The 26,419-nt window shown below is 67.2% G+C and carries 25 protein-coding genes; 7 read left to right on the top strand and 18 right to left on the bottom strand.

What is annotated here, in order from left to right; all coding sequences use genetic code 11:
• Positions 1-138: 138 nt before the first annotated feature.
• The 4 genes from PIQ37_RS04060 to PIQ37_RS04045 form a co-directional block, all read right to left on the bottom strand.
• Positions 139-1,875, bottom strand: coding sequence for an NACHT domain-containing protein (locus PIQ37_RS04060; protein WP_342072464.1), 1,737 nt, complete (start codon positions 1,873-1,875; stop codon positions 139-141).
• A 25-nt stretch (positions 1,876-1,900) separates the two neighbouring features.
• A complete protein-coding gene (locus tag PIQ37_RS04055) occupies positions 1,901-2,740 on the bottom strand; it encodes a TSCPD domain-containing protein (RefSeq protein ID WP_342072463.1) in 840 nt (279 codons plus the stop codon).
• Positions 2,741-2,827: 87 nt separating this feature from the next.
• Positions 2,828-3,532 (bottom strand): hypothetical protein, encoded by a 705-nt coding sequence (locus tag PIQ37_RS04050; RefSeq protein WP_342072462.1) that lies wholly within the window; start codon positions 3,530-3,532, stop codon positions 2,828-2,830.
• A 192-nt stretch (positions 3,533-3,724) separates the two neighbouring features.
• On the bottom strand, positions 3,725-5,878 hold the full coding sequence (locus PIQ37_RS04045; protein ID WP_342072461.1) for an adenosylcobalamin-dependent ribonucleoside-diphosphate reductase: 2,154 nt from the start codon (positions 5,876-5,878) through the stop codon (positions 3,725-3,727).
• A gap of 494 nt (positions 5,879-6,372) precedes the next feature.
• Here PIQ37_RS04045 and PIQ37_RS04040 point away from each other — a divergent pair, with 494 nt between their 5' ends.
• Positions 6,373-7,806 (top strand): Do family serine endopeptidase, encoded by a 1,434-nt coding sequence (locus PIQ37_RS04040; RefSeq protein ID WP_342072460.1) that lies wholly within the window; start codon positions 6,373-6,375, stop codon positions 7,804-7,806.
• A 10-nt stretch (positions 7,807-7,816) separates the two neighbouring features.
• On the opposite strand, the gene PIQ37_RS04035 is transcribed toward PIQ37_RS04040, so the two are convergent.
• On the bottom strand, positions 7,817-8,044 hold the full coding sequence (locus PIQ37_RS04035) for a hypothetical protein (protein WP_017916407.1): 228 nt from the start codon (positions 8,042-8,044) through the stop codon (positions 7,817-7,819).
• Positions 8,045-8,218: 174 nt separating this feature from the next.
• On the opposite strand from PIQ37_RS04035, the gene PIQ37_RS04030 reads away from it, so the two are divergent.
• From PIQ37_RS04030 to PIQ37_RS04005, 6 genes are all read left to right on the top strand, one after another.
• A complete protein-coding gene (locus PIQ37_RS04030; RefSeq protein ID WP_010340149.1) occupies positions 8,219-8,590 on the top strand; it encodes a hypothetical protein in 372 nt (123 codons plus the stop codon).
• A 7-nt stretch (positions 8,591-8,597) separates the two neighbouring features.
• Positions 8,598-9,074 carry a phage holin family protein gene (locus tag PIQ37_RS04025; RefSeq protein ID WP_342072459.1) on the top strand — a complete coding sequence of 159 codons (477 nt, stop codon included), beginning with the start codon at positions 8,598-8,600 and terminating at the stop codon, positions 9,072-9,074.
• On the top strand, positions 9,071-9,565 hold the full coding sequence (locus PIQ37_RS04020) for a hypothetical protein (protein WP_342072458.1): 495 nt from the start codon (positions 9,071-9,073) through the stop codon (positions 9,563-9,565). Before PIQ37_RS04025 ends, PIQ37_RS04020 begins: the two co-directional genes overlap by 4 nt.
• A 171-nt stretch (positions 9,566-9,736) precedes the next feature.
• Entirely contained in the window at positions 9,737-10,849 is a 1,113-nt protein-coding gene (locus tag PIQ37_RS04015; protein WP_342072457.1) for an AI-2E family transporter, read from the top strand.
• A gap of 112 nt (positions 10,850-10,961) precedes the next feature.
• Positions 10,962-11,678, top strand: a complete 717-nt coding sequence (locus PIQ37_RS04010; protein ID WP_342072456.1) for an HAD family hydrolase — start codon at positions 10,962-10,964, stop codon at positions 11,676-11,678.
• A 49-nt stretch (positions 11,679-11,727) separates the two neighbouring features.
• Positions 11,728-13,098: a leucyl aminopeptidase family protein gene (locus PIQ37_RS04005; protein ID WP_342072455.1), complete on the top strand. Its 1,371-nt coding sequence runs from the start codon at positions 11,728-11,730 to the stop codon at positions 13,096-13,098.
• A gap of 88 nt (positions 13,099-13,186) precedes the next feature.
• On the opposite strand, the gene PIQ37_RS04000 is transcribed toward PIQ37_RS04005, so the two are convergent.
• The 13 genes from PIQ37_RS04000 to PIQ37_RS03940 all read right to left on the bottom strand — a co-directional run bounded on the left by PIQ37_RS04000 (position 13,187) and on the right by PIQ37_RS03940 (position 26,355).
• Entirely contained in the window at positions 13,187-13,849 is a 663-nt protein-coding gene (locus PIQ37_RS04000; RefSeq protein ID WP_026144719.1) for an NYN domain-containing protein, read from the bottom strand.
• A 265-nt stretch (positions 13,850-14,114) separates the two neighbouring features.
• Positions 14,115-15,476 (bottom strand): 2-oxoadipate dioxygenase/decarboxylase HglS, encoded by a 1,362-nt coding sequence (gene hglS / locus PIQ37_RS03995; RefSeq protein ID WP_342072454.1) that lies wholly within the window; start codon positions 15,474-15,476, stop codon positions 14,115-14,117.
• Between the two features lie 386 nt (positions 15,477-15,862).
• Positions 15,863-16,441 carry a hypothetical protein gene (locus PIQ37_RS03990; RefSeq protein WP_342072453.1) on the bottom strand — a complete coding sequence of 193 codons (579 nt, stop codon included), beginning with the start codon at positions 16,439-16,441 and terminating at the stop codon, positions 15,863-15,865.
• Positions 16,442-16,846: 405 nt separating this feature from the next.
• The gene (locus tag PIQ37_RS03985; protein ID WP_342072452.1) at positions 16,847-17,605 is read right to left on the bottom strand and encodes an HAD family hydrolase; all 759 of its coding nucleotides are present in this window, start codon (positions 17,603-17,605) and stop codon (positions 16,847-16,849) included.
• Between the two features lie 201 nt (positions 17,606-17,806).
• On the bottom strand, positions 17,807-18,184 hold the full coding sequence (locus PIQ37_RS03980; RefSeq protein ID WP_017910738.1) for an EF-hand domain-containing protein: 378 nt from the start codon (positions 18,182-18,184) through the stop codon (positions 17,807-17,809).
• Positions 18,185-18,410: 226 nt separating this feature from the next.
• Entirely contained in the window at positions 18,411-18,800 is a 390-nt protein-coding gene (locus PIQ37_RS03975; RefSeq protein WP_017916398.1) for a membrane protein, read from the bottom strand.
• Between the two features lie 79 nt (positions 18,801-18,879).
• Entirely contained in the window at positions 18,880-19,077 is a 198-nt protein-coding gene (locus PIQ37_RS03970; RefSeq protein WP_010340161.1) for a CPXCG motif-containing cysteine-rich protein, read from the bottom strand.
• A gap of 29 nt (positions 19,078-19,106) precedes the next feature.
• Positions 19,107-19,868 (bottom strand): M15 family metallopeptidase, encoded by a 762-nt coding sequence (locus PIQ37_RS03965; protein ID WP_407136866.1) that lies wholly within the window; start codon positions 19,866-19,868, stop codon positions 19,107-19,109.
• A 123-nt stretch (positions 19,869-19,991) separates the two neighbouring features.
• A complete protein-coding gene (locus PIQ37_RS03960; RefSeq protein WP_342072451.1) occupies positions 19,992-21,356 on the bottom strand; it encodes a peptidoglycan-binding protein in 1,365 nt (454 codons plus the stop codon).
• A 65-nt stretch (positions 21,357-21,421) separates the two neighbouring features.
• Positions 21,422-21,973 (bottom strand): lysozyme inhibitor LprI family protein, encoded by a 552-nt coding sequence (locus tag PIQ37_RS03955; protein WP_342072450.1) that lies wholly within the window; start codon positions 21,971-21,973, stop codon positions 21,422-21,424.
• A gap of 222 nt (positions 21,974-22,195) precedes the next feature.
• Positions 22,196-24,103: a peptidoglycan-binding protein gene (locus PIQ37_RS03950; RefSeq protein ID WP_342072449.1), complete on the bottom strand. Its 1,908-nt coding sequence runs from the start codon at positions 24,101-24,103 to the stop codon at positions 22,196-22,198.
• A gap of 155 nt (positions 24,104-24,258) precedes the next feature.
• Complete coding sequence (locus PIQ37_RS03945; protein WP_342072448.1) at positions 24,259-25,041, bottom strand: hypothetical protein; 783 nt, start codon at positions 25,039-25,041, stop codon at positions 24,259-24,261.
• Between the two features lie 384 nt (positions 25,042-25,425).
• Positions 25,426-26,355, bottom strand: a complete 930-nt coding sequence (locus PIQ37_RS03940) for a hypothetical protein (RefSeq protein ID WP_342072447.1) — start codon at positions 26,353-26,355, stop codon at positions 25,426-25,428.
• Positions 26,356-26,419 lie beyond the last annotated feature (64 nt).

Here is a 26,419-nt window from a genome sequence, read left to right as displayed (position 1 = left end):
TGCTCTATCGAAATCGATCCTGGTCGTATTGAAGTGCAGATCCATCTACCAAAAGTGCACCTGACCCGCTCCCCGCGCCCACAGAAGGTTCTGATCTATAACCTCGACATCCCAATCAAAATTCCACTTAAATCAACATCAATTAGCCAATAGAGAATCCAAGAACTGCTCAGACTTCTTTTTCTCCTCTCGATTTCTCTTAACCTTTTCAGAGCACTCATTAAGCTTCACGAGCCTTTCCTCAATTCGCTCAGAAACCAAACTCAATAGACGGCTTCTGACTCCAGGAACTTTAATCAGCTGCTCCACGCAGTCTCTCTTACCAAGAGAAATAGCTGCATGTACCGCACCAATCGACTGATTTGGCGCAAAAAGGCGAATTACACCTCCGTCGCGGGCATCCATATGGATGGTAAAGTGTGCACCTCCATTGACTCTATTCTTATCCCAAGTTACAACTAAATCCCTAGCAGACAACCAATTTATCACCTGGTCATCATTAATGACTTGATTGCTGTCAATTGGTGCAACGAGAGTCTTAAGAAAGGGCAACTGCAGAAATTCCAAGAACCTTACTGAGTTAATTTCCTCAGCAAAGCGGAACACTTGATCCACTGAGGAACCGCTTTCTAGATTTCTCACCTTTTCGCCATAATCAGCGAGCTCCTCATCTCCACAAGACAGGAGAAAGGATGCCGCATAAAACTCTTGGATGCTATTATGGATGAATGCCCATTCCCCCGCCTCCTCATTTATTAAAGACGAAGTGGTAGCGATGTCGTCAAGAAAAAAACCCGCCTCCCCATGAACATCACATAGCTTCATTGCCCATTCCGAAATACGCAAAGATGTCTCACTATCCAGCTTCACAGAAAGCAAGGAAGCAAAACAAAACCGCTGGAAAATTTTTCTATACAAATGGGTAGTTAGTCCAAGCCGCCGAGGTCTAATGAAGGGGGTTTTGAAGCTATCATGCCGCTCAAAAAGCACCGGAAATATATTGTCGTAAAATTCCGCCAACTGCTCAGGAAGACGCTGAGTTTGCGCATACTGAGCGACCAAAAGTGTAACAAGTAACGGGGTTTCCAATAAACTAAGGGCATTCCCCTTATGAAAATCGAGCGCCTTTATGAGCTCTTGAGATGACGAATCATTCGGGCAAAGCTTTCTGACTAATCTATGCACATCAGATCTGTCAAGCTTTTCAATTCTGCAATTGTGCAGATAAGAGCTTTTAGACATACCAGTATGAGGACGCGACGTCAGAAACACGCGCACAAAGGGATATGTTGAAACTAAGTAGTGCAAGTCGCGATCAACTTTCTCAGAGTTTTTTTGATCCAACTCATCAAATCCATCCAAAAATACTATCAGATCTTTCTTTACAGATAGTTCCTTTAGACTTTCCCCGTTCCCCGGAAGTCCAAAATCTCGCAGAGCTTCCATCAAAATAGTGGCTAACGGCTTACTCCTTTCCGCTCGCCTTAGCTCAATAAAAACACCTATTTTACCCTCATTAAGTATTGCATTGGCGCAAAGCATCCTAAGCAACATGGATTTACCCTGCCCAGCAATACCTTCGATAAGTACGTGATCCTCTTTAAAATGATCTACGGACTCAGGCCTACCTCTTGACAAGTCACCCGTCACTCGAGGCGCACAATAAAACTTCCCCAGCGGGGTAAGATTTTCTGGGGCAAGTAAGGTTTTAACCTTCAACAGACCTGCTGCATTGAGTTCCAACCTACTCCGGATAAGCTCCGCATCAAAATTATGATTAGAACTCTTTTTACGCAAACGACCAATAATCTGGTCTAACGCAGCCTTAGTTGCCCCACTAAGAACAGCTTTGAAAATCTCTTCTTTATAATCCATTACTCCCCCTATCCCATAGTTCAACTCACCCGCACTTCGAATACCCACAATTCAAACAAGTCGCACACCCGTCCATGATGACGAGCGCCTTGGTATTGCACTTATGGCACATCGTTGCCGACGGCGGGAAACTCGCGCCGTCGCCGGTGACGGCGATGTCCTCTTCGTGGTCGGCGGTGGAGTCGGCGGAAACCGTCCCCTCATCCGCCCTGCTGGCACCTTCTCCCGAAGGAGAAGGAACCGCCTTGCTCACGTCACTGTTTTTTTTTGAGCGCTCTTCGTACTGCTTGCGCTTCTCGGCGATCAGCGCGCGCTGGTGGTCGCTCATTTCCGGGTCGTGCAGCAGGCCGATCGACTTCATGTGCTCTTCGACGATGCTGCCCAGTTCGGCGACCAGCGACGGCATGTACACGCCGCCGGCCTTGAAGTAGCCGCCCTTGGGGTCGAACACGGCCTTCATCTCGTCGACCAGGAAGGTGACGTCGCCGCCCTTGCGGAACACGGCGGACATGATGCGGGTCAGCGCCACGATCCACTGGAAATGCTCCATGGACTTGGAGTTGACGAAGATTTCGAACGGGCGGCGCAGTTCGTGCTCGGTGCCGGCGTTGAGCACGATGTCGTTGAGGGTCACGTACATGGCGTGTTCCACCAACGGCGACTTGATCTTGTAGGTGCTGCCGATCAGCACGTCCGGGCGCTCGATGCGCTCGTGCATGTGGATGATGTTGTCGGCAGGCGCTTCGGCCTCGGCGGTGGCACGGTCGATCGACGAGGCGGGCACCGCGGCGGCGGCGTCGCGCGCCTTGTCCTCGGGAGTGACGACGGCGTAGCCCTTGATTTTCTGGTCGATCTTGATGGCCATGAGGCGTGCGTTCCTGGAAGGCGGAGCGGGACGGGCGTGGGCCCGGCCTCTCTCCCGCGCACGGGAGAGAGGGTGCGACGGGACGGCTTACTTCTTGGCGCGGGTGGCCGCGGCCTTCTTGCCGGCGGCCTTGCGCACGGCGGTCTTCTTCACGGCGGCGCTCTTCTTGGCGACCTTGGCGGTGCTCTTCTTGACCGCCTTGGCGACCTTCTTCACCGCTTTCTTGGCGACGGCCTTGCGGGCGCCCAAGCTCTTCTTCACCGCGCTCTTCTTGGCGACCACCGACTTCTTGGTCACGGCCTTCTTGGCGGCGACCTTCTTGACCGCCTTCTTCGGCGCGGCCTTCTTGGCGGTCACTTTCTTGGCCGGAGCCTTCTTGGCGACGGCCTTTTTCGCAACGGCCTTCTTGGCAGCGGCCTTCTTCGCCGGCGCCTTCTTCGCAGCCGCCTTCTTGGCGGTCTTCTTGCCGCCCTTGGTCAGCGCGGCCGCTTCGGCCTGGGCGCTGGCCTTGGCCGCTTCCAGCTTCTGGCGCGCGCTGGCGACGGTCTTCTTGACCGCCTTGCCGGCCTTCTCGGCGCGCTTGGCCACGGCCTTCTCGGCCTTCTTCACCGCCTTGCGGGTCTTGGCGACCTGGTCCTGCACGCGCTTCTGCACGTTCTCGGCGGTCTGCTTGACGCTGGCGACGGCCTCGCTGGCGGTGGCCGCGATGGTCTCGCCCACGTTGGTGGCGGTTTCTTTCACGTTCTCGGCGACCTGCGTCAGCGTCGCCGTGACGCCATTCCCATTGCTCATAAAACCCTCCTCAGGGTGTCAGTGTTTATGTAACGCGGGCGATGCTATACCGATTGCAGCGAAGCGGGGAGCCGGAAACGGCGACATTCGGCGGACGGTGGGGAAGCGTTGGGGAAGTGCGGCGCGCCGCACTTCCGGGGCTCCCACCGCCGCCCTCCCCTCCGCCGGCGCGAAAGGGGAGACGGGACGGCGTCAGAACTTGCCGTAATACCCTTCTTTCAGCGCATCGAACAGGTTGGCGGCGGTGTGCATCTCGCCGTCGTACTCGATCTGTTCGTTGCCCTTGACCTCGACCACGCTGCCGTCTTCCAGCTCGAAGCGGTAGGTGGTGTTCTCCAGGTCCGCCTCCTTGACCAGCACGCCCTGGAAGGCGGCCGGGTTGAAGCGGAACGTGGTGCAGCCCTTCAAGCCCTGCTGGTGGGCGTAGCGGTAGATGTCCTTGAACTGCTCGTAGGGATAGTCGGTGGGGACGTTGGCGGTCTTGGAGATGGAGCTGTCCACCCACTTCTGCGCGGCGGCCTGCACGTCCACGTGTTCCTTGGGGTGGATGTCGTCGGCGGCGATGAAGTAGTCCGGCAGGCGCGCGGCAGCGTCCTCGGCGAACGGCATCGCCTTGGCGTTGACCAGGTGGCGGTAGGCCAGCAGCTCGAAGGAGAACACGTCCACCTTCTCCTTGCTCTTCTTGCCCTCGCGGATCACGTTGCGGCTGTAGTGGTGGGCGAAGCTCGGCTCGATGCCGTTGGAGGCGTTGTTGGCCAGGCTCAGCGAGATGGTGCCGGTGGGGGCGATGGAACTGTGGTGGGTGAAGCGCGCGCCCACCTCGGCCAGTTCCTCGACCAGCGCCGGCGCAACTTCGGCGATGCGCTGCATGTAGCGGCTGTACTTGGCATGCAGCAGCCGGCCCTCGATGCGCTCACCGACGCGCCAGCCATCGCGGGCCATCTCCGGGCGCTGCCGCAGCATCGCCGCGGTGACCTCGAAGGTTTCCTGCATGATCGGCGCCGGGCCCTTTTCCTTGGCCAGCGACAGTGCGGTCTCCCAGCCGGCCACGGCCATCTCGCGGGCGATGGACTCGGTGAACTCGCAGGACTCGGCGCTGCCGTACTTCATCCGCAGCATGGTCATGGTCGAACCCAGACCGAGGAAGCCCATGCCGTGGCGGCGCTTGCGCATGATCTCGTCGCGCTGCTGCTGCAGCGGCAGGCCGTTGACCTCGACCACGTTGTCGAGCATGCGGGTGAACACCCGCACCACTTCCCTGTATTCCTCCCAGTCGAAGCGGGCGCGCTCGGTGAACGGCTCGCGCACGAAGGTGGTGAGGTTGATCGAGCCGAGCAGGCAGGCGCCGTACGGCGGCAATGGTTGCTCGCCGCAAGGATTGGTCGCGCGGATGTTCTCGCACCACCAGTTGTTGTTCATTTCGTTGACGCGGTCGATCAGGATGAAACCCGGCTCGGCGTAGTCGTAGGTGGAGACCATGATCATGTCCCACAGGTGGCGGGCGCGGATGTGCCCGTACACCTTGCACGCGACCAGGCCGTCGTCGCGCACGATGTAGTCCTTGTGCGTGGGCCAGTCGCGCCACACCACGGCACTGGCGTCGGCCAGGTCGACGTCGGCCTCTTCCTTGCGGTTCACCGGGAACACCAGCGGCCAGTCGGCGTCCTGCTCCACCGCCTGCATGAAGCCGTCGGTGATCAGCAGCGACAGGTTGAACTGGCGCAGGCGCCCGTCCTCGCGCTTGGCGCGGATGAAGTCCTTCACATCCGGGTGGGACACGTCGAAGGTGCCCATCTGCGCGCCGCGGCGACCGCCGGCCGAGGACACGGTGAAGCACATCTTGTCGAAGATATCCATGAACGACATCGGCCCGGAGGTGTAGGCGCCGGCGCCGGCCACGAACGCGCCGCGCGGGCGCAGCGTGCTGAACTCGTAGCCGATGCCGCAGCCGGCCTTGAGGGTCAGACCGGCCTCGTGGACCTTCTCCAGGATGCCGTCCATCGAGTCGGTGATGGTGCCGGACACGGTGCAGTTGATCGTGCTGGTGGCCGGCTTGTGTTCCTGCGCGCCGGCATTGGAGGTGATGCGCCCGGCCGGGATCGCGCCGCGGCGCAGCGCCCAGGCGAAGCGCTCGAACCAGTAGGCGCGCTGCTCCTCGCCGGTCTCCGCGTCGGCCAGCGCACGGGCCACGCGCAGGTAGGTGCCGTCGATGTCGGCATCCAGCGGCTCGCCCTGCTTGGTCTTGAGCCGATACTTCTTGTCCCAGATGTCCTGCGACGCCGGCTGCATCGGGATGGGGTCGTGCTTGGATCCGGTCTGGACGACTTCCAGGCGCACCGTACTCATTCTGCTGTGTTCTCCTCGAACCTGTCCCGATGGGGCGGATGGGTGGTCATCCGCCGTGTGTCTTGTCTCTATCGCACTTGCGCTGCACGGCAGCGACGGCCGCGGCAGCGCACGCGGCGCCTGCGCTCGACCGACCGAAATTCCCCGAATTCGCGACGTCCCCTGTCACCGTCCCGTCATGCACCGCCGAGCACGCCCCTGGATGTGAAGTCCTGGTGAAGAAAGCCCTAGTTCTAGTGCCGTACCGAACCGATACCGCTACATGTAGTGGCTAATGCAAGCGTGAACGCTAACGCCGGGCAGGCCGACTGTCAACGTCGTCGCGCGCCGATCACATGCTGTCGAGCGGCTGTGCACGCGGGGCGCCTTGGCGGCCTTGCGCAGGTGGCGTCGGAGCGCTTTCACTGGCGGTTAAACGCCGCGCGTTCATCTTGATTTACGCGCACGCGCGCCCATCTGCCCCACGTCTCCCGCGTTCCCCGGAAACCGACCCCATGCGACCGCTGCCCACGCTGCTGACCCTGACCGCCGCCGCTGCCTTCGGCGGTTTCGCCGCCACCGCGATCAATGCGCAACTGGACAACCGCGCCGAGGCCGCGCCGGTCGCGGCGCCGCCGCTGTCCGGGGCCGCGCGCCTGCCCTCCGCGGTGGCCGGCGAGCCGCTGCCTTCCCTGGCGCCGATGCTGCAGAAGGTGATGCCGGCGGTGGTGAGCATCAACACCAAGCAGGTGGTGCGGGTGCGCAATCCGTTCTTCAACGACCCGATCCTGCGCCGCCTGTTCCCGGACATCCCGCAGGAGCGCATCAACGAATCGCTGGGTTCGGGCGTGATCATCGACGCGAAGAACGGCTACGTGCTGACCAACCACCACGTGGTGGAGAACGCCGACGACGTGCAGGTGACCCTGGCCGACGGGCGCAGCTTCAAGGCCGAGTTCATGGGCTCGGACGCGGACACCGACATCGCGCTGATCCGGATCAAGGCCGACAACCTCACCGAGATCCGCCTGGGCGACAGCGACAAGCTGCGCGTGGGCGATTTCGTCGCGGCCATCGGCAACCCGTTCGGCTTCACCCAGACCGTCACCTCCGGCATCGTCTCGGCGATGGGCCGCAACGGCATCCGCGGCCTGGGCTACCAGAACTTCATCCAGACCGACGCCTCGATCAACCCGGGCAACTCCGGCGGCGCGCTGGTGGACCTGCGCGGCGAACTGGTCGGCATCAACACCGCCAGCTTCAACCCGCAGGGCAGCATGGCCGGCAACATCGGTCTGGGCCTGGCGATCCCGTCGAACCTGGCGCGCGCGGTGGTCGACCAGTTGATCAAGAACAACGGGGTGATGATCCGCGGCACCTTCGGCATCGAGACGCAGAACCTGACCACGCAGATGGCGCAGGGCCTGGGCCTGTCGGCGCCGCGCGGGGCGCTGGTGACGCGGGTGCTGGCCGGCTCGGCGGCCGCGGCCGCCGGGCTGCAGCCGGGCGACGTGATCACCGGCGCCAACGGCGAGCGCCTGGACAGTGCCGAGGCGCTGCACAACTACGAAGGCCTGCAGCCGGTGGGCAGCACGGTGACCCTGGACGTGCGCCGCGACGGCAAGCCGCTGCAGCTCAAGGCCACGCTCAAGGAACAGCCGCGCGCGATCAGCGGCGAGTCGCTGGATCCGCGGCTGAGCGGCGCCACCTTCGCCGACCTGCCCGAATCGCTGCGCCAGTCCGGCATCTCCGGCGTGCTGATTGGCAGCGTGGCGCGCGGCAGCCGTGCGGCGCGCAACGGCCTGGCCAGCGGCGACATCGTGGTGGCCGCCTCGGTCGGCGAATTCGCCGACCTGGCCAGCTACCGCGCCAACTTCGCGCGCAAGCCGGCGCAACTGGTGCTGCGCGTGGTGCGCGGCGGTGCGCAGGCCGACCTGGTCATGCAGTGAGCCGGCACGCTCAGTCCAGGCGCGCGGCGTAGTCGTCGCGCACGTGCTGATTGAGATAGGTGGTGAGGCCGCGCCCGGCCGCGGCCAGGCGCTGCATCTCCATGACATGGAGCAGGCCGGGATGCTGGCGGTCGTAGCGGTAGGTGGCGCCGTCGGCGAAGCGCAGCACGATCCAGTCCGGGCCGCTGTCGTAGGCGACCACCCCGGCATGGCCGCTCCGATTGCCGTACGCGTGCATGACAGTTCCTCCGGGACTTGGCTGCTCGCCGGCGAGCGCCGACACTATGGCGCACCGCGTGCGGCGACGAGCTAACACCCCGTACACCCCGCCGATGGTATTGGTGTCGCCCCGTTCTGCGCAGCGTCCGCATTGGCGGACGGCAGGCCCCCAAACCCCAGAGGAGACATGCCCATGAATGCCAGCCCGACCAATACCGAGAACCTCAAGGACAACCTGAGCGAAGCCGGCGCGCACCTGAAGTCCGCGGCCAGCTATGCAGGCGACGCGATCAAGGGCGCTGCCGGTGCCGCCGGCGAAGAACTGAAGCTGGGCAAGGCCAACGTCAAGGCCGAGCTGTCCGACAGCGCGCTGTCCGGACTGGCGGCGGCCGAGTTCGGCGGCGCGGCGGCGAAGGAGCAGGTGGACGTGCTGCTGGACAAGGGCCGCGACCTGATCGACAGCGCGGCCGAACTGATCCGCGAGCGTCCGCTGGCCTCGTTCGGCGTGGCCTTCGCCACCGGCTGGATCATCGCCAAGCTGGCGCGCAGCGGCGGCGACAAGTAAGCCGCGCGTGAGCGAGGAGCAGGCCCGCACCGACGGCGCCGCGGCAGACGCCGCGGCCGCACCGTCGCTGGAGGAATCCTTCCGCGCGCTCGGCACGGCCGGGCGCGAAGGACTCAATGCCACCCTGGACACCGGCCGCGCGCTGCGCAAGCTGGTGGCCGCGGACTTCGCCCTGGCCCGTGCCGCCCTGGCGCGGGCGCTGGTGTGGCTGACCGTGTCGGTGGCGTTCGGCGCGTCGGCGTGGATGCTGCTGATGGGCGCGATGATCGCCCTGCTGCAGCGCATGGGCTGGTCGTGGCTGGCGTCGATCTCGGCGACCGCGGCCTTCAGCCTGGTGGTCACAGCGCTCGGCGCCTGGCAGGCGCTGCGCTACTTCGACATGAGCAAGCTCGACGCCACCCGCCGCCAGTTGGCCAAGCTGGGCATCGGCGGCGACGACGAGGACGGCGACGAGGATATCGCCAAGCGCGAGGCCACACCATGACCCTGCGGCAATTGCAGCACCGCATCGCCCGCGCCGAATCGGTGCTTGAAGGACGCCAGGAGCAGGTGCGCACGCACTGGACGACCCTGCAGCAGGTCTGGCGCGAAGGCTGGACGCCGTGGCGGATCGTGATCGTCGGCCTCGGCACCGGCTTCCTGGTCGGTCGCGCCGAACCGGCGGCCGTGGTCGGCAAGCTCGGCGGCGCGCGCTGGCTGCAGATGCTCAGCGCGGTCTCGAGCCTGATCAACGCCACCACCGCCAAGAGCGCGTCCGACGACGCCGAGCGCGCCTCCGACGATGCCGAGCAGGCGGCGGACACCGCACAGGATGCGGCCGTGGATGCCGCCACCCAGGCCCCGCCTCCCGTTGCACCCGTTCCCCCATCCGCTGCCCGCCCGCAGCCGCCGCGGCCGCCGATGGCCTCGCGCCCCGGGCAACCCGCCGCGGCCGAAGCGGCGACCGACCTGTCCGAGCGCCAGGGCCAGGACTGACGTTCCTGGGATCCGCGCGTGGCTGGCCTGGGCCGCCACGCCGCGCGCACGCGGCGGCCACGCCGCCTTGATATCGCGCCGGCCACGATCCGGCCTACACTTCGCTTCCTTTTCGACGCCGTTCGGCGCGTGCACTGCGGCGCGCGCCGAGGCCACTGCATCGCAGGTCCGATGAGCACAGTTCCCGATCCCGCGGTCGTCGCCGACGACGCCCCGCACGGCACCCTGCCGCCTCCCCCCGCTCCGCGCCCGCGCGGACCGGTCTCGCTGGTGGTGCTGGCCACCCTGGCGGTCTGCTACACCCTGTGGGCCGCGCAGGACGTGATCCTGCCGATCCTGCTCGCCGCCTTCTTCGCCCTGGTCGGCAACCCGATCCTGCGCATGCTGCAACGGCTGTACCTGCCGCGCTTCCTGGCCGCGCTGCTGGTGCTGCTGTCGGGCATGGCGGTGGCGACGACGCTGACCGTGCAACTGGCCGGCCCCGCCGCCGAGTGGGCGCAGCAGGCGCCGGCGCAGCTGCGCCACCTCGCCACCCAGGTGCGCGACCTGACCAAGCCGATGCAGCAGGCCAACCAGGCCGCGGAAAACTTCGCCCGCGCCGCTGGCGGCGAGAGTGGACGCCGCGTGCAGGTGATCCGCACGCAGATGGATGACCCGTACAAGGCGCTGGTGCGGACCCCGCGGGTGGCCGCCTCGGCGCTGGCGGTGGTGTTGCTGACGTTCTTCTTCATGGTGTTCGGCGAGAACCTGCAGCGCCATGCGATCGCGTTGCTGCCCAGTCGGCAGCAACAGAAATTCACTACCGAGATCCTGCGCTCGATCGAACGCGAGGTCTCGCGCTACGTCCTGACCATCACCGTGATCAATACGCTGGTCGGCCTGATCTTCGCCGGCATCTTGATCCTGCTGGGCATCGCGCCACAGGAAGCGCTGCTGTGGGGCACGGTGGTGGCGCTGCTGAATTTCGCGCCCTACGTGGGGCCGCTGATCGGCGCAGTGCTGATGCTGCTGATGGGCTTCGTCGCCTTCCGCGAACCGCTGAGCGCGGCGCTGCCGGCGATCCTGTACCTGGCGCTGCACACCCTGGAAGGCCAGGTGGTGACGCCGATCGTGCTCGGCCGGCGCATGGCGATCTCGCCGCTGATGCTGATCCTGGCGCTGATGCTGTTCGGCTGGCTGTGGGGCATGATCGGCCTGCTGCTGGCGGTGCCGCTGCTGGTGTGCATCAAGATGGTGCTGGCGCGGGTCGAGGGCATGCAGCGTTGGGCGCGGTTGCTGGAGTGAGGCCGGGATTGGGGAGTCGGGATTGGGGATTGGCGGAAGCGCGCGAGTGCTGTCTACCGGGCGCGGCCCGCGGCGGCGGCGGCGCTTGGCGTAAAATGCGCCGGTGACTTCCATGCCCTCCTTCCCCGTCCGCGCGATCACGCTGGATCTGGACGACACCCTGTGGCCGTTCGCGCCGATCGGCGCGCGCATCGAGCAGGTGCTGCACGACTGGCTGCTGCAGCACAGCCCGGCCACCGCCGCGCGCTTCCCGGTCGCGGCGATGCGGCAACTGCGCGAAGAAGTGTTCGCCGCGCATCCGCACCTGCACCACGACCTCAGCGAACTGCGTCGGCTGACCCTGCGCCGTGCGCTGCAGGACAGCGGCGCCGATGAGGCCTTGCTGGAACCTGCGTATGCGGTGTTCCATGCCGCGCGCAACCAGGTGGAGTGCTACCCGGACAGCATCGCCGCGCTGGAGCGCATCGCCGCGCGCGTGCCGGTGGTGGCGCTGAGCAACGGCAACGCCGACCTGGCCACGATCGGCCTGGACCGCCATTTCGCCTTCCAGCTCAGTGCCCGCGAACACGGCGCGGCCAAGCCGGACCCGGGCATCTTCCGCGCCGCCTGCGCGCGCCTGGGCCTGCCCTGCGCACAGGTGCTGCACGTGGGCGACCATATCGAGATCGACGTGGTCGGTGCGATGCAGGCCGGCCTGCGCGGTTGCTGGATCAACCGCGAGGCGCAGGCCTGGCATCCGCCGACCCCGCCCGATCTGCACTTCGACACTCTTACCGGCCTGGCCGACTGGCTGGACGCGACCCAGCCGGCCGACGCGGCGCGCGCCTGATCCGCGCCCTCTCGCCCACCGGTCTTCTCCCTCTTCCAAGGATCCGCTGATGTCCCTGCCGACCGGCTTCACCGACGCCTCCACCCATGCGCTGCCGCTGTACGTGCTCGACCGCGAGCACCTGGCCGAATGGCGCGCGGCGCAATCGCCGGCGTGGGTGGCGTGGATGGACACCCAGCAATTCATGGCCGCGCCGGGCAGCGTGCTGCTGCTGCCGGGCGCCGACGGCGTGGCCGCCGCGGTGCTGGGCGTCGGCGATCGCGGCGATGCGTATGCCTATGCGCATGCGCCGTTCGCGCTGCCGGCCGGCAGCACCTGGCGCGTGGACAGCGCGCTGGACGCCGACACGCTGGCGGCGCTGCACCTGGGCTGGGGCCTGGGCAGCTATCGCTTCGCCCGCTACAAGCAACCGCCGCGGCTGCCGGCGCAGTTGCTGGCCACGCCGCAGGCCGAAGTATGCGACCTGATCGCCGCCAGCCTGCGCGTGCGCGACTGGGTCAACACGCCCACCGAGCACATGGGGCCGGAGCAGTTGGAAGAGGCCGCACGCGCGATCGCGCAGGACCACGGCGCGCAGTTCGAGAGCATCGTCGGCGACGCGCTGCTGGAGCAGAACTTCCCGGCCATCCACGCGGTCGGCCGCGCCTCGCACCGCGCACCGCGCCTGCTGGTGCTGCGCTGGGGCGAGGAGGCGCACCCGCACGTGGCGCTGGTCGGCAAGGGCGTGTGCTTCGACACCGGCGGCCTGGACCTGAAGCCGGCCGACGGCATGCGCAACATGAAGAAGGACATGGGCGGCGCCGCGCACGCGCTGGCGCTGGCCGGGCTGGTGATGGCGCAGCGCCTGCCGCTGCGGCTGACCGTGCTGCTGCCGGCGGTGGAGAACGCGGTCGGCCCGAACGCGTTCCGCCCCGGCGAGGTGATCGCCACCCGCCAGGGCACCAGCGTGGAGATCGACAACACCGACGCCGAAGGCCGCCTGGTGCTGTGCGATGCGCTGGCCTACGCCGGCGAGCAGCGCCCCGACGCGATCCTGGATTTCGCCACGTTGACCGGCGCCGCGCGCATCGCCCTGGGTCCGGACCTGCCCGCGCTGTTCAGCAACGACGACACGCTGGCGCAGGCCTGGATCGCCGCCGGCGAGCGCACCCGCGACCCGGTCTGGCGCATGCCGCTGTGGCGCCCCTACCTGCGCTACCTCACCAGTTCGGTCGCCGACCTGGCCAACGCCGGCTCGCGCATGGCCGGCGCAGTCACCGCGGCCCTGTACCTGGAGCGCTTCGTGCCGGCACGGCAGGCCTGGGCGCACCTGGACGTGTACGCCTGGAACGACAGCGACCGCCCCGGCCGCCCGGCGGGTGGCGAAGCACTGGCGCTGCGCTCGGCGTACGCCATGCTGAAGGCGCGTTACGCGGGGTAAATCCGGCGGGAGCGCGGCGCGCGCACCTGGATCTTGTCGAGCACAGCGCCTCGCGCCATTCGTTTCGAATTCCGAGGTGCGGAGCCGGTCATGCCGCCAGTGCGTCCATCAGAGATTTAGCTGTCGACACGATCATAAGATCCGCGTTCTCGACCACATCCTCTTTTGTTCCATGGCCGAGGCTGAACAAATAGAGTTGCGCGCCTTCCCGACGCGCAAACTTCATTGCAGGAATGAAATCACTGTCTGCCGTGACAAGCACGATGACTTCCACATGCTTTTTTAGAGTCAGGGCAGCGATATCCATGCCGATACGCATGTCCACGCCTTTTTGCTTGATGACCGGTTTCAGGTCCGAGCTTTTCAGCTTCAACGTGTCAGACCCGGCATCGTAGTTCCCCGCGCTTTTCAGCGACTTGAACTTTGCCATCCAACCATCGTGGCTACATTCACCCTGACGAAGCGCAAAATGGGGAAGCTTGGCAACATCCCTCACCAAGGCCACGTTGGATTGGAACACAGGCGTCTTGTCGTACTCGATGACCTCGCCAGTGACAGGCTGCTCAACCGATCTTCCAAGTGGCGCAGCGTCGTAGTAGTAGACGCGATGCAGAAGGCAATCCTGAAGGCATTCGTGCTTGCGAATTGCCTCTACAAGTTGCTGTATGCGGTTGGCGGAAACTTCACCGCTCGACTTCAATTTTCTTTTGACGAATCCCGCATCCAACAGGACGGCAAAGCGCCGATGCATGCCCATCTCCTTAGGCAATAAGATGGCCGGATGCAGGTGGGGGGCAAGCCCCGCTTATATGTCACCTGCAAACGGCCGGTTTTCGGTTCAAATACTGATACCAATCGACGGTACCGTCAAGTGAATCACTTACCAGTGACGCCGGCCGTTTCAAATCAGGCGACATCATTGGTGGTGCAACCAAGCCCCGGACATCCAGAGACAGGTACCCACGACGTCGGACATCGTCCTTGTCTTACCGTCGTTGACAACAGGAACACAGCTGTCAGCCCGCCAACGCCTCCAGCGATTCGCGCTCGATACCGGCGTAGATCGCGAACTCGTCGTGCACCGTCGCGCCCAGCGCCTGCTCGAACGCGGCGCGGTTGGCGTGCGCGGCGTAGGCGCGCTGTTCGCCGCCGCCGAGGTTGGACTGGAAGATGCCGGCGGCGCTGACCGGCAGGAAGTCCTCGTAGACGATCGGGTCGGCGCTAGCCAGGCCATCGGCGATCAGCGCTTCGGCCGGCTTGCCGGCCAGGGCCGCAGCGCCGGCGGCGCGACCGGCATCGGTCAGGGCGTAGCGGAAATAACCCAGGCCCTCGCGGCGCAGGGTGGCGTAGTCGTCGGGGAAATCGGCGAACGCGGCCTGCAGGCGCGTGGCGTAGTCGGCACCGGCGCTGCCATCGGCGGCGCGTGCACGTTCCAGCAACGCGTCGTACAGCGCGCGGCCCTTCGGTGTCAGGGCCAGGCCGCGCTGTTCGATCTCGCCGAACCGCGCGGTGTGGGTGCCGGCCTCGGCGCCGTCCGCGGCCGCCGGGAAGCGCACGGTTTCCTCCAGCGCCTTGAAGCTGGTCTGGCGCAGCAGGATCGGGCAGGCGCGACGCGGCGGGCCTTCGATCACCGCCTTGGCGTCGATGCCCCGGCGCAGCATTTCCGCCTGCGCGGCGTCGATGTCCAGGGTGCGCGGGGTCAGGTGGTTGATGTGCGGGCCGTGGAAGCTGACCACGTCGGCGATCAGCTTGTGCGCCTCGCTCAGCGCGCGGTAGGTCGGCAGGCTCACGGTCGCGTCGCTGTGCCAGCGGAAGGTCTCCAGCGCCTCGGCGACGAAGCGCTGCGCGTCGGCGTCGGCCAGGCCGCCGTCGCGTTCGCACTGCGCGATCAGCGCGAGCGCGCCGTCGGTGAAGATGCGCCGCTTGGCGAGGATCTGCGCCGCCTGTTCGCGCAGCGCCGGGTCCTCGATCAGCTCCAGCCGCAGCAGCGAGGTGAACACGCGGAACGGATTGCGCGCCAGCGCCGCCGCGTCAAGCGGGCGGAACGCGGTGGAGTGCACCGGCACGCCGGCCACCGACAGGTCGTAATAGCCGACCGGCGCCATGCCCATCACCGCGAACAGGCGGCGCAGCGTGGCCAGTTCCTCGGCGGTGCCGACGCGGATCGCGCCGTGCCGTTCCTGGTCCAGGCGCGCGCGTTCGTCGTTGCGCTGCAGCTGCGCCTCCAGTGCCTGGTCCGCGGCCAGGGTCTGCGCGTTGACCTGCGCCACCAGCTCCATCAGCGTGCCGTACAGCGGCACTTCGGTGCGGTACATGTCGGACATGGCCTGCGCGAACAGGCTGCGGATAGCGTCGGGCGAAACGAAGGCGTTGGTCATCGGGCGGTCCGGAGCGGCGGTGGCGCCGGCAGCAGGACCGGCAGAACGCCTATTCTCGCGCTGTGGCGGCGGCGCGGCCAGTGTGGATGAATGGGCGGCGCGTACCGGTGCGGCACGGGAGTGGCCGGCACCGCTGTCTCCTTCTCCCGCCGGGAGAAGGTGCCCCGCAGGGGCGAATGAGGGTCCGGGCGCAGCCTCGTGCACCCAAACTGCCTGAGGCGCTGCGCGCCCCGACCCTCACCCCCTCTCCCGGGGGGAGAGGGGCTCGTGCGCGCTGAAGTGGATGCATAACGTTGCCTGCATGCCGTGCAGGGCAACGGGACGTTCGCGCAACGACATGGGCGCGCGTGCAGGCGGCCGCCCTGTGTCGTCGTGCTGCACCGCGCTTATTGCGTGCGCGCAGATCCGTCCTGCGGCTGTGCCGCGGCGCGGTCGCGTGCGGCGCGGTCGCCCAATTGCCGGCGCAACAGCGCGTCCAGCACGATCGGCCGGTCCCAGTGGTCGTAGCTGGCGACGATGGCATGGCGCAGCGCGCGGTAGGCCAGCGAACCGGGCGGCGCGTCCATGTCGCTCGCCACGGTCGCCCAGCCGGCCGCGACGCCGGCGGCCGTGCGTGCGCGCACCACCTCGCGGTAGGGCCGTCCCGCCGCCTTGGCGAGGAACGCGGCGACATAGACATCGCGCGGCGGCCAGCGCCGATCGCGCAGCAGCACCTCGGCATAGCCGCGCGGCATCTGCGCGTAGCGCGCCACCTCGTCCAGGAAGCTGTCGGGGTAGCGCGCGGCGTAGCGGTCGATGTCCAGCAACTGCCGATCGATCCAGGCATCGTCGGTGCCGGGCACCTCCACCGGTGCGGCGTCCGCGGCAGCAGCGGCGGGCGCTGCGGTGCTCTGCGCCATGGCCCGGCCGGCAACGCACAGCGCGACGCACAGGAACAGACCGGCAGGAGACGGAGGCAAGCGCATGCGCCGATTCTGCCGGAGGCGGCGGGCGCTGTCAGCGCGCGTGACGGAGGAGACCAACCGGCAGGTGCGCACTGCGGCCTCGGTGGCATGGCGACCGGCCGTGCGGTGCCCACCGCCGCCACGCGTACGCGGCGCATTGGCGCAGGCGCGCCCCTGCTTGCTCACCGACAGCCGTTGTCGGCAGCACCGCGTGGACATGTGCGTTACTGACGGAGGCCGGCTAGCGCAGGGATCAACAAAGCGTTTGAATCAAGCAAGAGAACACGACGGGGCGCAATCGCCGGCTCTTGTAGGAGCGGCTTCAGCCGCGACCGGGCCGTACCGGGAAAGCCTGGTCGCGGCTGAAGCCGCTCCTACGAGACGCTACCAGGCCGGCACGCCAACACCGCTGGGCAGGGGAATCGCTCAGCCCTGCTGCAGGCTCGCCGCATGCCGGTTGAGATCGGCCACTGCCTGCGGCCAGTCCGCGGCCGCGGCCACTTCGCGCAGGCGCGGTTCGTCGGCCGACAGCCCGTGCTCGGCCTCGTGCGCCCAGGTGGTGGTGTAAGGCGTGTGGATGCCCCAGCCACCGAGCGCGATCACCGGCTCCACGTCCGACCGCAGCGAGTTGCCGATCATCACGAAGCGCTCGGCGCCGATACCGAACTCGGACAGCACCCTGGCGTAGGTCTTGGGATCCTTCTCCGACACGATTTCAATGCGCGGGAACAGCTCATCCAGGCCGGATTGCGCGATCTTGGCTTCCTGATGGAACAGGTCGCCCTTGGTGATCAGCACGATCTCGAACTCGGCGGCGATCGCCGCCACCGCCTCGCGCACGCCGGCGATCACCTCCACCGGATGCTGCAGGGTGGCCCGGCCGATCTCGACGATGCGCCCGATGTCGTGCGCGGAAATGCGCGCGTCGGTCAACTCGATCGCTGCCTCGATCATCGACAGGGTCATGCCCTTCGCGCCGTAGCCGAACACCTTGAGATTGCGGCGCTCCACCGCCAGCAGATGCCGCAGGGTGCCGGCGTCCTGCAGGTCCAGGTACTGGCCGAGGATGGCTTCGAACGCGGCCTCGGCGTCGCGGTAATAGTCCTCGCTCTTCCACAGGGTGTCGTCGCCGTCGAAACCGACCAGGGCGATGGGAGAGGAACGCAAAGCGATAGGTGTCGGCATCATCCGCCAAGCATAGCAGCGGGTCGCCGACCAATAGACGACAGGCACTGCCCTGAGGCACAACGCACGACGGCGGCCCAAGGCCGCCGTCGTGATGGAGCGTCAGCGTGCAACACGAGGCTCGTGGTGCACCAGAGTCGGTCCCGGCCAGGCGGCGCGCGTCCTCATCGCCGCGCGACCGCCGTGCCGGTACCGCTCCCGTTACTGGCCGCCGTTGCTGTCGCTGCCGGTCGCCGCGCCGCCCTGCTGCTTGGCGACGTAGGCCTTGTACTCGTCCGGCGTCAGCTTGCCGTCGTGGTTGGCGTCGGCCTGCGCGAAGATCTGGCTGAGGCCCGCATTGACCTGCGCCTCCTGCTTGCTGATGGCGCCGTCCTTGTCGGCGTCCACATCGGCCCAGGTCTGGGCACCGCCCGAGGCCGCGCCGGCCTGCCCGCTCTGGCCGGTGGCGCTGGTGGACGACTGCGTCTGCGCCTGCGCGGCGGCATCGGCCTGCGCGTCCTGGGCGAACGCCGGCAGGGCCAGCGCGGCGGCGAGAAGGGCGGCGGTACCGATCAGCGGGGTGCGGGTGCGAATGTTCATGGGTGGATTCTCCTTGGCTCTCTCGGTGTGGCATGTCCGGTCGATTCCGGAACACGGCGCTACCGTGCCGGTCTCAGACTGAATCCATTCCCTGTCGAAATTTGCCGCAAAACGCTTCGTTAACCACGGCGTCCGCGCGGCGCGCTACCGCGCTGGTTAGGATTCCGTCAGCAAGCAGTAAGGCGTCCATTCGAGACGTTTGGATTGCAGAAAGAAAACGTCTGTTTCAGCGTGTTTCGTGACCGCCGTCGCCGGCGTTTTCGCTTGAACGCGCCCTGAATACGACCCACGCCAAGGCCACGCCGGAGAGTGCGCCGGCCACTTCCAGCACCACCCGCGAGCCCAGTTCGTCCGGATCGTGGATGCTGGCCAGGGCGATGCGCGCGTACAGCGGCGACTCCAGGCGCACGATGCTGGTGTAGAACAGGTTCCAGCAGTCGATCCCGGCCGACACCGCCACCGCGATCAGGCAGGCCCCGCCCAGTTGCTGGCCCTCGGACCAGCCCAGCCGCCGACCCAGCCATTGCCACAGCGCATACACCAGGAAGCCGACCGCCAAGGCGATCAGCCCGGCTTCCAGCGAGCCCAGCAGGCCGAAATGCAGCGGCAGGTTCATCGGGTGTCCTCGGTCGGCAAGGCCGCAAGTCTAGAGGGTGTCGCGCATCGGCGTACGAGGCACCGCGCCGGCGCCCGGATCAACTGGCGTTTTCGGCGATCGCGCTCACCACCGGCGCGCCGTCCTCGTCCCAGCGCACCGTCATCAGCATCGGCTTGCAGCACACCTGGCAGTCCTCGACGTACTGCTGCACGTCCACCGACGGATCCAGCGCGACATCGATCCACTCGCCGCAATAAGGGCATTGCAGGTCGACGAACTGGTGCGTGCCGGTCATGGATGGTCCGTAGCGAAGGCGAGGAGGCGCTAGCGCACCGGCACGTCGAAGGCGACGCCGGGGCTGGGCTCGGGCTGGAAGGTGTAGTGCCACCATTCCATCGGATAGTTGACGAAGCCGCGCGCGGCCATCGCCTTCAGGAGCTGCTGACGATGCGCGCGCTGGTTGGCGTCGATGGTGGGCGTGTCGGTATGCGCGCTGGGGTCGAAGAAGTCGAAGCCGGTGCCCATGTCCACTGCCCGGCAAGCGCCGTGGCGGCAGTCCAGCAGGCCCAGGTCGACGGTGGCGCCACGGCTGTGGCCGGAGCGCTCGGCGATGTAGTCGCCCAGCAGCACGCTTTTTTCCAGCTTGGGGTAGTAACGCGCCTTGGCGACCTGATCCTGCGGATCGCGCGCCCAGGCGACGAAGGCGCGCACCGACCGCTGCGGCCGATAGCAGTCGAACACCTGCAGGCGGTAGCCCTTGGCCTGCAGGTCGCGTTGCACCTGCGCCAAGGCCTGCGCGGCCGGCGCCAGCAGATAGCACTTGGGCGCGTCGTAGCCCGGCACCGGACGCCCGGTGAAGTTGTCGTGGCCGGCGTAGCGGATGTCCATCGCGATGTCCGGCGCCAGCGTGTGCACGTCGACCAGTCCCGCCTGCGACGGCGTGGTCGCCGGCGAGGTGGTCGGTTCTGCGGCGGGCGCGACAGCCGCGATCACGAGCGCGAGCGCCAGGCCGACCGCGCGCAACGCGCCATGCCGGCGCCAGGGGCGCGACGGACAGCGGGGGCGGGAGCGGCGGTCATGCGGCATGTGCGCAGCATAGGCCATGGCCGTCGCCGCTGTCCTGTCGCGACGCGTTTGCAACTGGATGCGCGGTCGCGGGATGCAGGGCGGCCATCGGCCCGTGCCGATGGCCGCCCTGCGCGGCGCGCGTCAGCGCCCGGGGGCTTGCGCCTGGGTCTGGGTGCGCTGCTGGTCCTGCACCTGCCGCTCCTGCGCCTGGCGCTGGGTCTCGGCGGCCAGTTGCTGCTGGCTCTGCTCCAGCGGCACGGTCGCCGCCTGCTGGCGGTCGACATAGGCGCGATGCACGTCGTGCGCGTTCTCCGGATTGCGCTGCACCGCGATCATGCCGCGACCATCGGTGCTGGCGACCAGGTCGTCGATACGCGACATGCCGCTGACCTTGGCCTCGAACGCCAACTGCCCGGCCGCACGCTGCATGGACTCGCGGTCGCCGTAGCCACCGTTGCGCCCCTGCTTTTCCAGCTGCGCGACCGCCTGGTCGAACAGCGGACTGTCGCGCCGCAACTGCTCCACGCCCTGCTGCCGCTGCACGCTGCGGTCGATCGCGCCCAGCGTCTCCGGGCCGGCCTTGCCGTCCACGCCCTTCAGGTGCTGGTCCTGCTGGAACTTCTCCACCGCCGCTTCGGTCTTCGGGCCGTAGGTGCCGATCGCATCCTTGGCCTCCAGGTAGCCGAGCGTGGCCAGTTTCTCCTGCAGGCCCTTCACCGCCTCGCCCTGCGCGTTGCGCGCCAGCACGCCGTTGTGCGCGGCCGGCTCGCGATGGCCGTCGTGCGGCTTCGGCGCGGTGTGCCCGTCGCGCTGCTCGCCGGGCTTGGCCACGGTCTTGCCAAGGTCGGCCAGCTTGAGCAGGTCGGCCTTCTCGTTCTCGGCACGGTTCTCCAGCGAGTCCAGGGTCTTCTGCTTGTGCACGCGCGGGAACAGCTCCTTGACGTGCTCGGCCTTGTAGTCCTGCACCGCGCTGACGATCTCCTTGTCGGAAATCTTGGACAGATCCGCCTGCTTGCCGAACTTCTCTTCCATGGCGCGCAGGAACACGCCGGACCCGCCCGGCTTCTTGTCGCTGCCCGGGCCGTACTGGACCGCGGTGCTCCACATCGCGTCCTGCACCGCCGGGCCGCGGTCGGACAGGTCCATGCCCTTGTCCTTGAGCCGGTCGACCAGTTTGTCGAAGTGGGTGCGCTTGATGTAGTCGTGCTGTTCCTGGCCGAAGCCGGGGTCGGTCTTGGCCAGTTCCTTCCACTTGGCGCTGAAGTCGGCCGAACCCGGCTTGAGGCCGGCGAAGTCGTCGCTGTACTTGCTGTCCTTGACGAACGCGGCAACGGTGCCGCCGTTGATGACCTTGCCCTCACGGGTCGTCGTCTGCGAGGTCATCTGGTACGAGCCGTAGGACACGCCGCCCGGGTCGTCGACGCCGGAGGACACGGTCGACGCGCCGCAGCCGCCGGTCTCGTAGTGCTTGGAGGTCTGGCCCAGTTCCCAATCCTTGTCGCTCATCGCTATCTCCTTGGCAGGACGCGCGGCGTGGAAAGCGCCGCGCGTCGGGTTCGATACAGGGGTGGTCAGTGCGCTTCGAGTTCGTCGGCGCGGTGCGCGGTCATTTCCAGCCGGCATTCGGCCGCATCCACGCGCTCGGCCTGGCCGCCGTCCGGATCGGCGACGCACTTCTCGTCGCGCTCGGCGATCCACTTGCGCTGCCGCTCGCGCAGCGCGTGCTGCTCGGCCTCGCCGAGCTTGGCCATCGCCGCCTTGTAGGCGGTGTTGAGGCGCTGGTCCTGGTAGGCGTGTTCGTCGGAAATGCAGTCCAGCATCGCCGGGGTCGCGCCGCCGGCGGCGGTGATGCAGGTGTCGTAGGACGGTCGCAGCACGGGGGAATCTCCTGAAGCGGTGGAAGGGGTGGGCGCCGCAGCCGCTGCAGCCGGCGTGGCCGCGCCCGCATCGGCCTGGGTACCGGCATCGTGCGCGGCGGCAGGGGACGCGGCGGCCGCCGTGTCCGCCGCCGGAGCGGCCGGTGCCTGCGTCTGGCTGGGGGTGGAAGACGGCGCACTGCACGCGGCGGCGGCCACGCACAACAGCAGCAGGGAAGAGTGTTGGAACGCCTTGGCGATGGCCATGGTCGGGTTGCGTCCTTGTCGTTTGCGCGAGCGGGAAGGCGAGGTTCTAATCGATCGTCGTGCACCCTGTCCATCGCACGTCGCGATGGCAGGTGATCGTGTTTGGCCGGCGTTGGGCAATGTCGCGCCGGCGCATGCACGGCGGTCTTGCGCAGCGCTCGGCATCTCCACGCACGACCACCGCCGCGCAATGCGCGACGGCGGCCGTTGCCGCGAGACCGATCAGCGCGGCGCCTGGGTCTTCTCGCGCTGCGGATCCGGCTGCTGCTGCTCTTGCGCCTGCCGCTGGGTTTCGGCGGCCAGCTGCTGCTGGCTGCGCTCCAGCGGCACCGCCGCGGCCTGCTGCCTGTCCACGTAGGCACGATTGACGTCGTGCGGATTGTCGGGATTGCGCTGCACGGCGATCAGGCCGCGGCGGTCGCCGCTGAGCACCAGGTCGTCGATGCGGTTCATGCCGCTGACCTTGGCCTCGAACGCGACCTGGCCGGCGGCGCGCTGCATCTCGTCGGCGTTCTTGAAGCCGCCGTTGGGTCCCTGCTTCTGCAGGTGGTCCATGGCCTGCTTGTACAGCGGGTTGTCGGCCAGCGCCGCAGCCTCCGCCTTGGCCGGCGCGGGCTGCTTGGCGATCGCCTCCAGGGTGGCCTTGTCGGCGATGCCGGTCGGCGCCAGGCCCTTCTCGCGCTGCAGGTTGGCGACCACCTGCTGGGTGCGCTCGCCGTAGTAGCCGGTGCCGCTGAGCAGCTTGCCCTGGTCGTCCTTGACGCCCAGTTCGATCAGACGCTGCTGCATCGCCTTGACGTCGGCGCCCTGCTCGCCCGGCTTCAGCGCCGTGCGCGGCTCCTGCGCGCCCTGGCTCTGCGCCTGGGTCTGCTGGCGGTCCTGCAGCAGGTCGCGGCCCTTGGCCAGCGGATCGGAGGCGAACAGCTTGGCGTTCTGGTGCGTGGCCAGGTAGTCGTCCAGCGGCATGGTGTTGACGCCCTTGCTGCCGGTGGACTGGCTGACCAGCAGTTCGCCGCTCTTGGGATCGCGCACGACCATCATGATGTGGTCGATGCCCTTCCAGTGCTCGTGCGCGGTCTTGCCCGAATCCACGCCGATGACCATGCCTTCCTTCAGCGCGCCGGGCTTGAACACGTCCTTGCCCTGCAGCAGCACGCCGGAGTTGTCGAAGGCCTTCTTGACGATCTCGCCGGAGCCGGACATGCCCTGCACCAGCATGTCCTTCTGGGTGAACACGTCGCGGCCGGCCTTGCGGTTGATCTCGTTCATCGTCGCGTTCTGCAGCTCGGTGACCCAGCCGGAACAGTCGATGTAGCCCTGCGACAGGTGCTTGCCGTCCACGCCGGGGTGGTAGTACTTGCTGCTGCTGACGTTGATCGCGTACTTCACGTCGTCGTGCTTGACGCCCAGGTCGTAGGCGGCGGTCAGCGCGATACCGTCGTGGCCGCCCTGCTTGCCGCCGGCCGGTGCCGGCGTGCGCGCGGGCGCCGGCGCGGCCTGGCCCTCGGCGATCGGCTTGATGCCCTTTTCCGGGATCGCGATGTGGTCGTACTTGGCGTCCCAGTACTTCACGAAGGCCTTGGCCATGTCCTGGTCGGAGAGCTTCTTGAAGTCGGCCAGCGAGGTGCCGGTGTAGGCCTGGAACTGGCGCGCGCCCTGCGCGTCCTTTTCGCCGGGGACGTTGTTGAGGATGTTGGCGCGGGTGCCCTTCAGCTCGAAGTGGCCGGTGGCGATCGCGGCCTGGATCGAGCGATAGCCGCCGGCGCCCTGCTGATGCGCCATGTACATGTCCAGGCCGTCGGGCTGCGCCTTGCCGGACAGGTAGGCGCGGCCGTCGCGCTCGTGCTGGCGGGTCAGGCTGTTGCGATTGTCCTGGTACATGCGCGCGGCTGCATCGGTGTTGGCCACCGCGTCGAGCTCGCGACCGCGGATACCGTAGGCGCTGGCGGCGCCGGGCGTGAACTGGAACAGGCCCTTGGCGCTGTTGGGACCGCGGCTGGCCTGCTCGTCGAAGCGGCCGCCGGTTTCGATGTAGGCGAAACGCATGAAATCGTCGACCGGAATCTGCCGCTGCTTGGCTTCCCGCTCGATGATGTCGAGATTCTCTGCCTTGGTGTAATCGCGTGCCATCTCGTGTAACTCCTTGAGGTTGAGGTACGGCCATCGCGGCCGCCTGGGTCAACCGAGCTCGTCCATGAGCTTGTTAGTGCGCGGTCAACAGAACGATTGCGTGCTGCGGAACATCGGATGCTGCGTCCATCGGCGCGCCGCCGCGCGCCGTGGGGTCATGCGTCGGGCGTCGGCTGGTACTGGCCGCTGTCCGGGTCATAGGCGTATTGCAGGACGTCGCTGCCATCGAGCAGGCGCGCGCGGCCGGGACCGGCGATCGCGGTGCCGTGCAGCGCCACCCGCAGCGCCGGCATGCGCTGGCCGGGCACCGCCTGGAATTCCAGGGTGCCGGTGCTGGACACGTGCGGCACCACGCCGTCCGGGTCGCTGGCCGCCTCGTTGTCCTCGCCGGCCGCCACCGTGCCGCAGTAGACCCAGCTGCGGTAATCGCCGAGGTCGTGCCGGTTGGGATCGAAGACGAACAGCGCGAAGCCGGCCTCGGTGATGCCGTTGCCGAAGCGGGTGGTCGGCACGGCCAGCAGCAGCCGGCCGTCGCCCAGCGCATGCTGCTGCGGCGCGCGCGTGGTATCGAACGCATCGGCGCGGGCATAGGCGCCGAAGCTGCCGACGTAGCGCTGCGCATGCAGCACCATCCACGGCCGCTCGCCGCCCGGGGTGGTCAGCTGGAAGGTGGCGGCACCGAGCGAGACGCCCTCGCCCGGGTTCGGAAAGGTTTCCGCGTCGTCGATGCCGTACTGGCCCGGCGTGGCATAGCTGAAACCGGTGTAGTACTGCTTGCCGTCCAGCTCGAAATGCCGGCCGCCCCAGAAATTCACCACGGCACCGTTGTCGATCTCGTAGGACACGGCGCCATCGCCGTCCCAGCCGTAGATCAGGTACAGCACGCTGCCCGCATCGGGTGGCACTTCGGGAGCGGCGTGCTTGTTGTCGTTCGACATGTCCAGAACATCCTGTATTCGGTGAAGAAGCCGGAAGAACCCACCTGCACATTCCGATGCGCCCGGCCGCCGCGGCCGGCGTGGCGCAGGCGGCGCACGACGCGGACGCGGCGCCCTGCACGGAGAGCACACTCTCCGCAGGCGCAGCTTCGGACGGAACAAGGTGACGTGCACGCCGGCCCCGAGCAGGGGCGGTGACGGCGGTCGCGCATGGCGAACCGCACGCCGGCAATCCACGCCGGCATTTCGGGCGAGTGCAGCATCCCATGCCGCTCGCGAATGACTCGCCTGATCATCAGGCCCCGTGGGGCGCATCTTAAACCAGGTCCTACGCCCGAAACCACCGCCGCCGTACGCGCCGCGTCGCCTCCCCGCGCCGTCCGTTCAGCGGTCCAGCGGCGGGGTGTAACGCTGCTTGGCCGGGTCGTAGGTGTAGGTGACGGCGTCGGCGGGGCCCAGCGTGCGGACCTTGCCCGGCCCCTCCACCGCCGTGCCCTGCTGGGCCACCCGCAGCGACGGCACGCTGCCGCTGGTCGGCGGCACGAAGCTCAGCGTGCCGGTGCTGGTGGCGCACTTCATGGTGCCCTGGTCGTCGCAGGCGGCGCTGTTGTCCTCGCCGGCGGCAACCGTGCCCAGGTAGACCCAGCCCTTGTAGTCGCCCAGGTCGTTCTTGTTCGGGTCGAAGGTGAACACCGCGAAGCCGGTACTGGTGATGCCGTCGGCGAAACGGCTGGTCGGCAGCGCCAGCAGCAGGTGGCCGTCCTTGGTCTCCGTGCTCTGCGGCTTGCGCTGCTCGTCCAGGGTGTCGGCCTTGCCGTCGGACCCGAAATCGCCGGCCCAGCGCTGCGCGTGGAACAGGGTCCAGGCCGGCTTGCCGCCGGCGCTGTCGAGCACGTAGGTGGCCTGGCTGATGCTGACGGTCGCTGCCGGGTCGGGCAGGTGCTGGTCGCCGGCCGGGTCTCCGGGCCTGTCGTACTTGCCGCCGGTGGCGTTGGCGAACCCGGTGTAGTACTGCTTGCCGCCGAGGTCGAAGCGGTAGCCGTACCAGAAGCTGGCCACCGCGCCGTTGTCGATGGCGTAGGAGGCCGAGCCGTCGCCCTTGGTGCCGTAGATGTCGGCCAGCACCTGGCCCGGCGCCGGCACCTCGGCGGCGGCCGGCTGCGCCGCGGCGCTCGCGTCGGCGGGCGCGGCGGAGGCGGGCGCGCTCGACGTGGCCGGGGTCTGCGCCGCGGCCGGCGCATCGGCGGCCTTGTCCTTGCACCCGCCCAACAGCAGGAAGGTTGCCGCCCACAGGGCCGTGGTTCCTCGCCTCATCGCACTGCGTCCTTTGGAGTCCGTTGGCGCGCGATGCTACCAAGAACCACGGCGACGCCAAGTG

Origin of the sequence: Xanthomonas protegens (assembly GCF_038442435.1) — a bacterium.
Classification (GTDB): domain Bacteria; phylum Pseudomonadota; class Gammaproteobacteria; order Xanthomonadales; family Xanthomonadaceae; genus Xanthomonas_A; species Xanthomonas_A sontii.
Note: the sequence above shows the minus strand (reverse complement) of the source record. Positions and strands in the feature narration are given on the sequence as shown.

Coding starts and splice junctions, on each gene's coding strand:
- PIQ37_RS03965 (WP_407136866.1), bottom strand. CDS start 19,868: ATGCCGCATGACCGCCGCTCCCGCCCCCGCTGTCCGTCGCGCCCCTGG.
- PIQ37_RS04030 (WP_010340149.1), top strand. CDS start 8,219: ATGAATGCCAGCCCGACCAATACCGAGAACCTCAAGGACAACCTGAGC.
- PIQ37_RS04005 (WP_342072455.1), top strand. CDS start 11,728: ATGTCCCTGCCGACCGGCTTCACCGACGCCTCCACCCATGCGCTGCCG.
- PIQ37_RS04055 (WP_342072463.1), bottom strand. CDS start 2,740: ATGGCCATCAAGATCGACCAGAAAATCAAGGGCTACGCCGTCGTCACT.
- PIQ37_RS03945 (WP_342072448.1), bottom strand. CDS start 25,041: ATGTCGAACGACAACAAGCACGCCGCTCCCGAAGTGCCACCCGATGCG.
- PIQ37_RS04060 (WP_342072464.1), bottom strand. CDS start 1,875: ATGGATTATAAAGAAGAGATTTTCAAAGCTGTTCTTAGTGGGGCAACT.
- PIQ37_RS03990 (WP_342072453.1), bottom strand. CDS start 16,441: ATGCGCTTGCCTCCGTCTCCTGCCGGTCTGTTCCTGTGCGTCGCGCTG.
- PIQ37_RS03970 (WP_010340161.1), bottom strand. CDS start 19,077: ATGACCGGCACGCACCAGTTCGTCGACCTGCAATGCCCTTATTGCGGC.
- PIQ37_RS03980 (WP_017910738.1), bottom strand. CDS start 18,184: ATGAACATTCGCACCCGCACCCCGCTGATCGGTACCGCCGCCCTTCTC.
- PIQ37_RS04010 (WP_342072456.1), top strand. CDS start 10,962: ATGCCCTCCTTCCCCGTCCGCGCGATCACGCTGGATCTGGACGACACC.
- PIQ37_RS04020 (WP_342072458.1), top strand. CDS start 9,071: ATGACCCTGCGGCAATTGCAGCACCGCATCGCCCGCGCCGAATCGGTG.
- PIQ37_RS04015 (WP_342072457.1), top strand. CDS start 9,737: ATGAGCACAGTTCCCGATCCCGCGGTCGTCGCCGACGACGCCCCGCAC.
- PIQ37_RS03940 (WP_342072447.1), bottom strand. CDS start 26,355: ATGAGGCGAGGAACCACGGCCCTGTGGGCGGCAACCTTCCTGCTGTTG.
- PIQ37_RS03975 (WP_017916398.1), bottom strand. CDS start 18,800: ATGAACCTGCCGCTGCATTTCGGCCTGCTGGGCTCGCTGGAAGCCGGG.
- PIQ37_RS04035 (WP_017916407.1), bottom strand. CDS start 8,044: ATGCACGCGTACGGCAATCGGAGCGGCCATGCCGGGGTGGTCGCCTAC.
- PIQ37_RS03950 (WP_342072449.1), bottom strand. CDS start 24,103: ATGGCACGCGATTACACCAAGGCAGAGAATCTCGACATCATCGAGCGG.
- PIQ37_RS03960 (WP_342072451.1), bottom strand. CDS start 21,356: ATGAGCGACAAGGATTGGGAACTGGGCCAGACCTCCAAGCACTACGAG.
- PIQ37_RS03985 (WP_342072452.1), bottom strand. CDS start 17,605: ATGCCGACACCTATCGCTTTGCGTTCCTCTCCCATCGCCCTGGTCGGT.
- PIQ37_RS04040 (WP_342072460.1), top strand. CDS start 6,373: ATGCGACCGCTGCCCACGCTGCTGACCCTGACCGCCGCCGCTGCCTTC.
- PIQ37_RS04045 (WP_342072461.1), bottom strand. CDS start 5,878: ATGAGTACGGTGCGCCTGGAAGTCGTCCAGACCGGATCCAAGCACGAC.
- PIQ37_RS03955 (WP_342072450.1), bottom strand. CDS start 21,973: ATGGCCATCGCCAAGGCGTTCCAACACTCTTCCCTGCTGCTGTTGTGC.
- PIQ37_RS04050 (WP_342072462.1), bottom strand. CDS start 3,532: ATGAGCAATGGGAATGGCGTCACGGCGACGCTGACGCAGGTCGCCGAG.
- hglS (WP_342072454.1), bottom strand. CDS start 15,476: ATGACCAACGCCTTCGTTTCGCCCGACGCTATCCGCAGCCTGTTCGCG.
- PIQ37_RS04000 (WP_026144719.1), bottom strand. CDS start 13,849: ATGCATCGGCGCTTTGCCGTCCTGTTGGATGCGGGATTCGTCAAAAGA.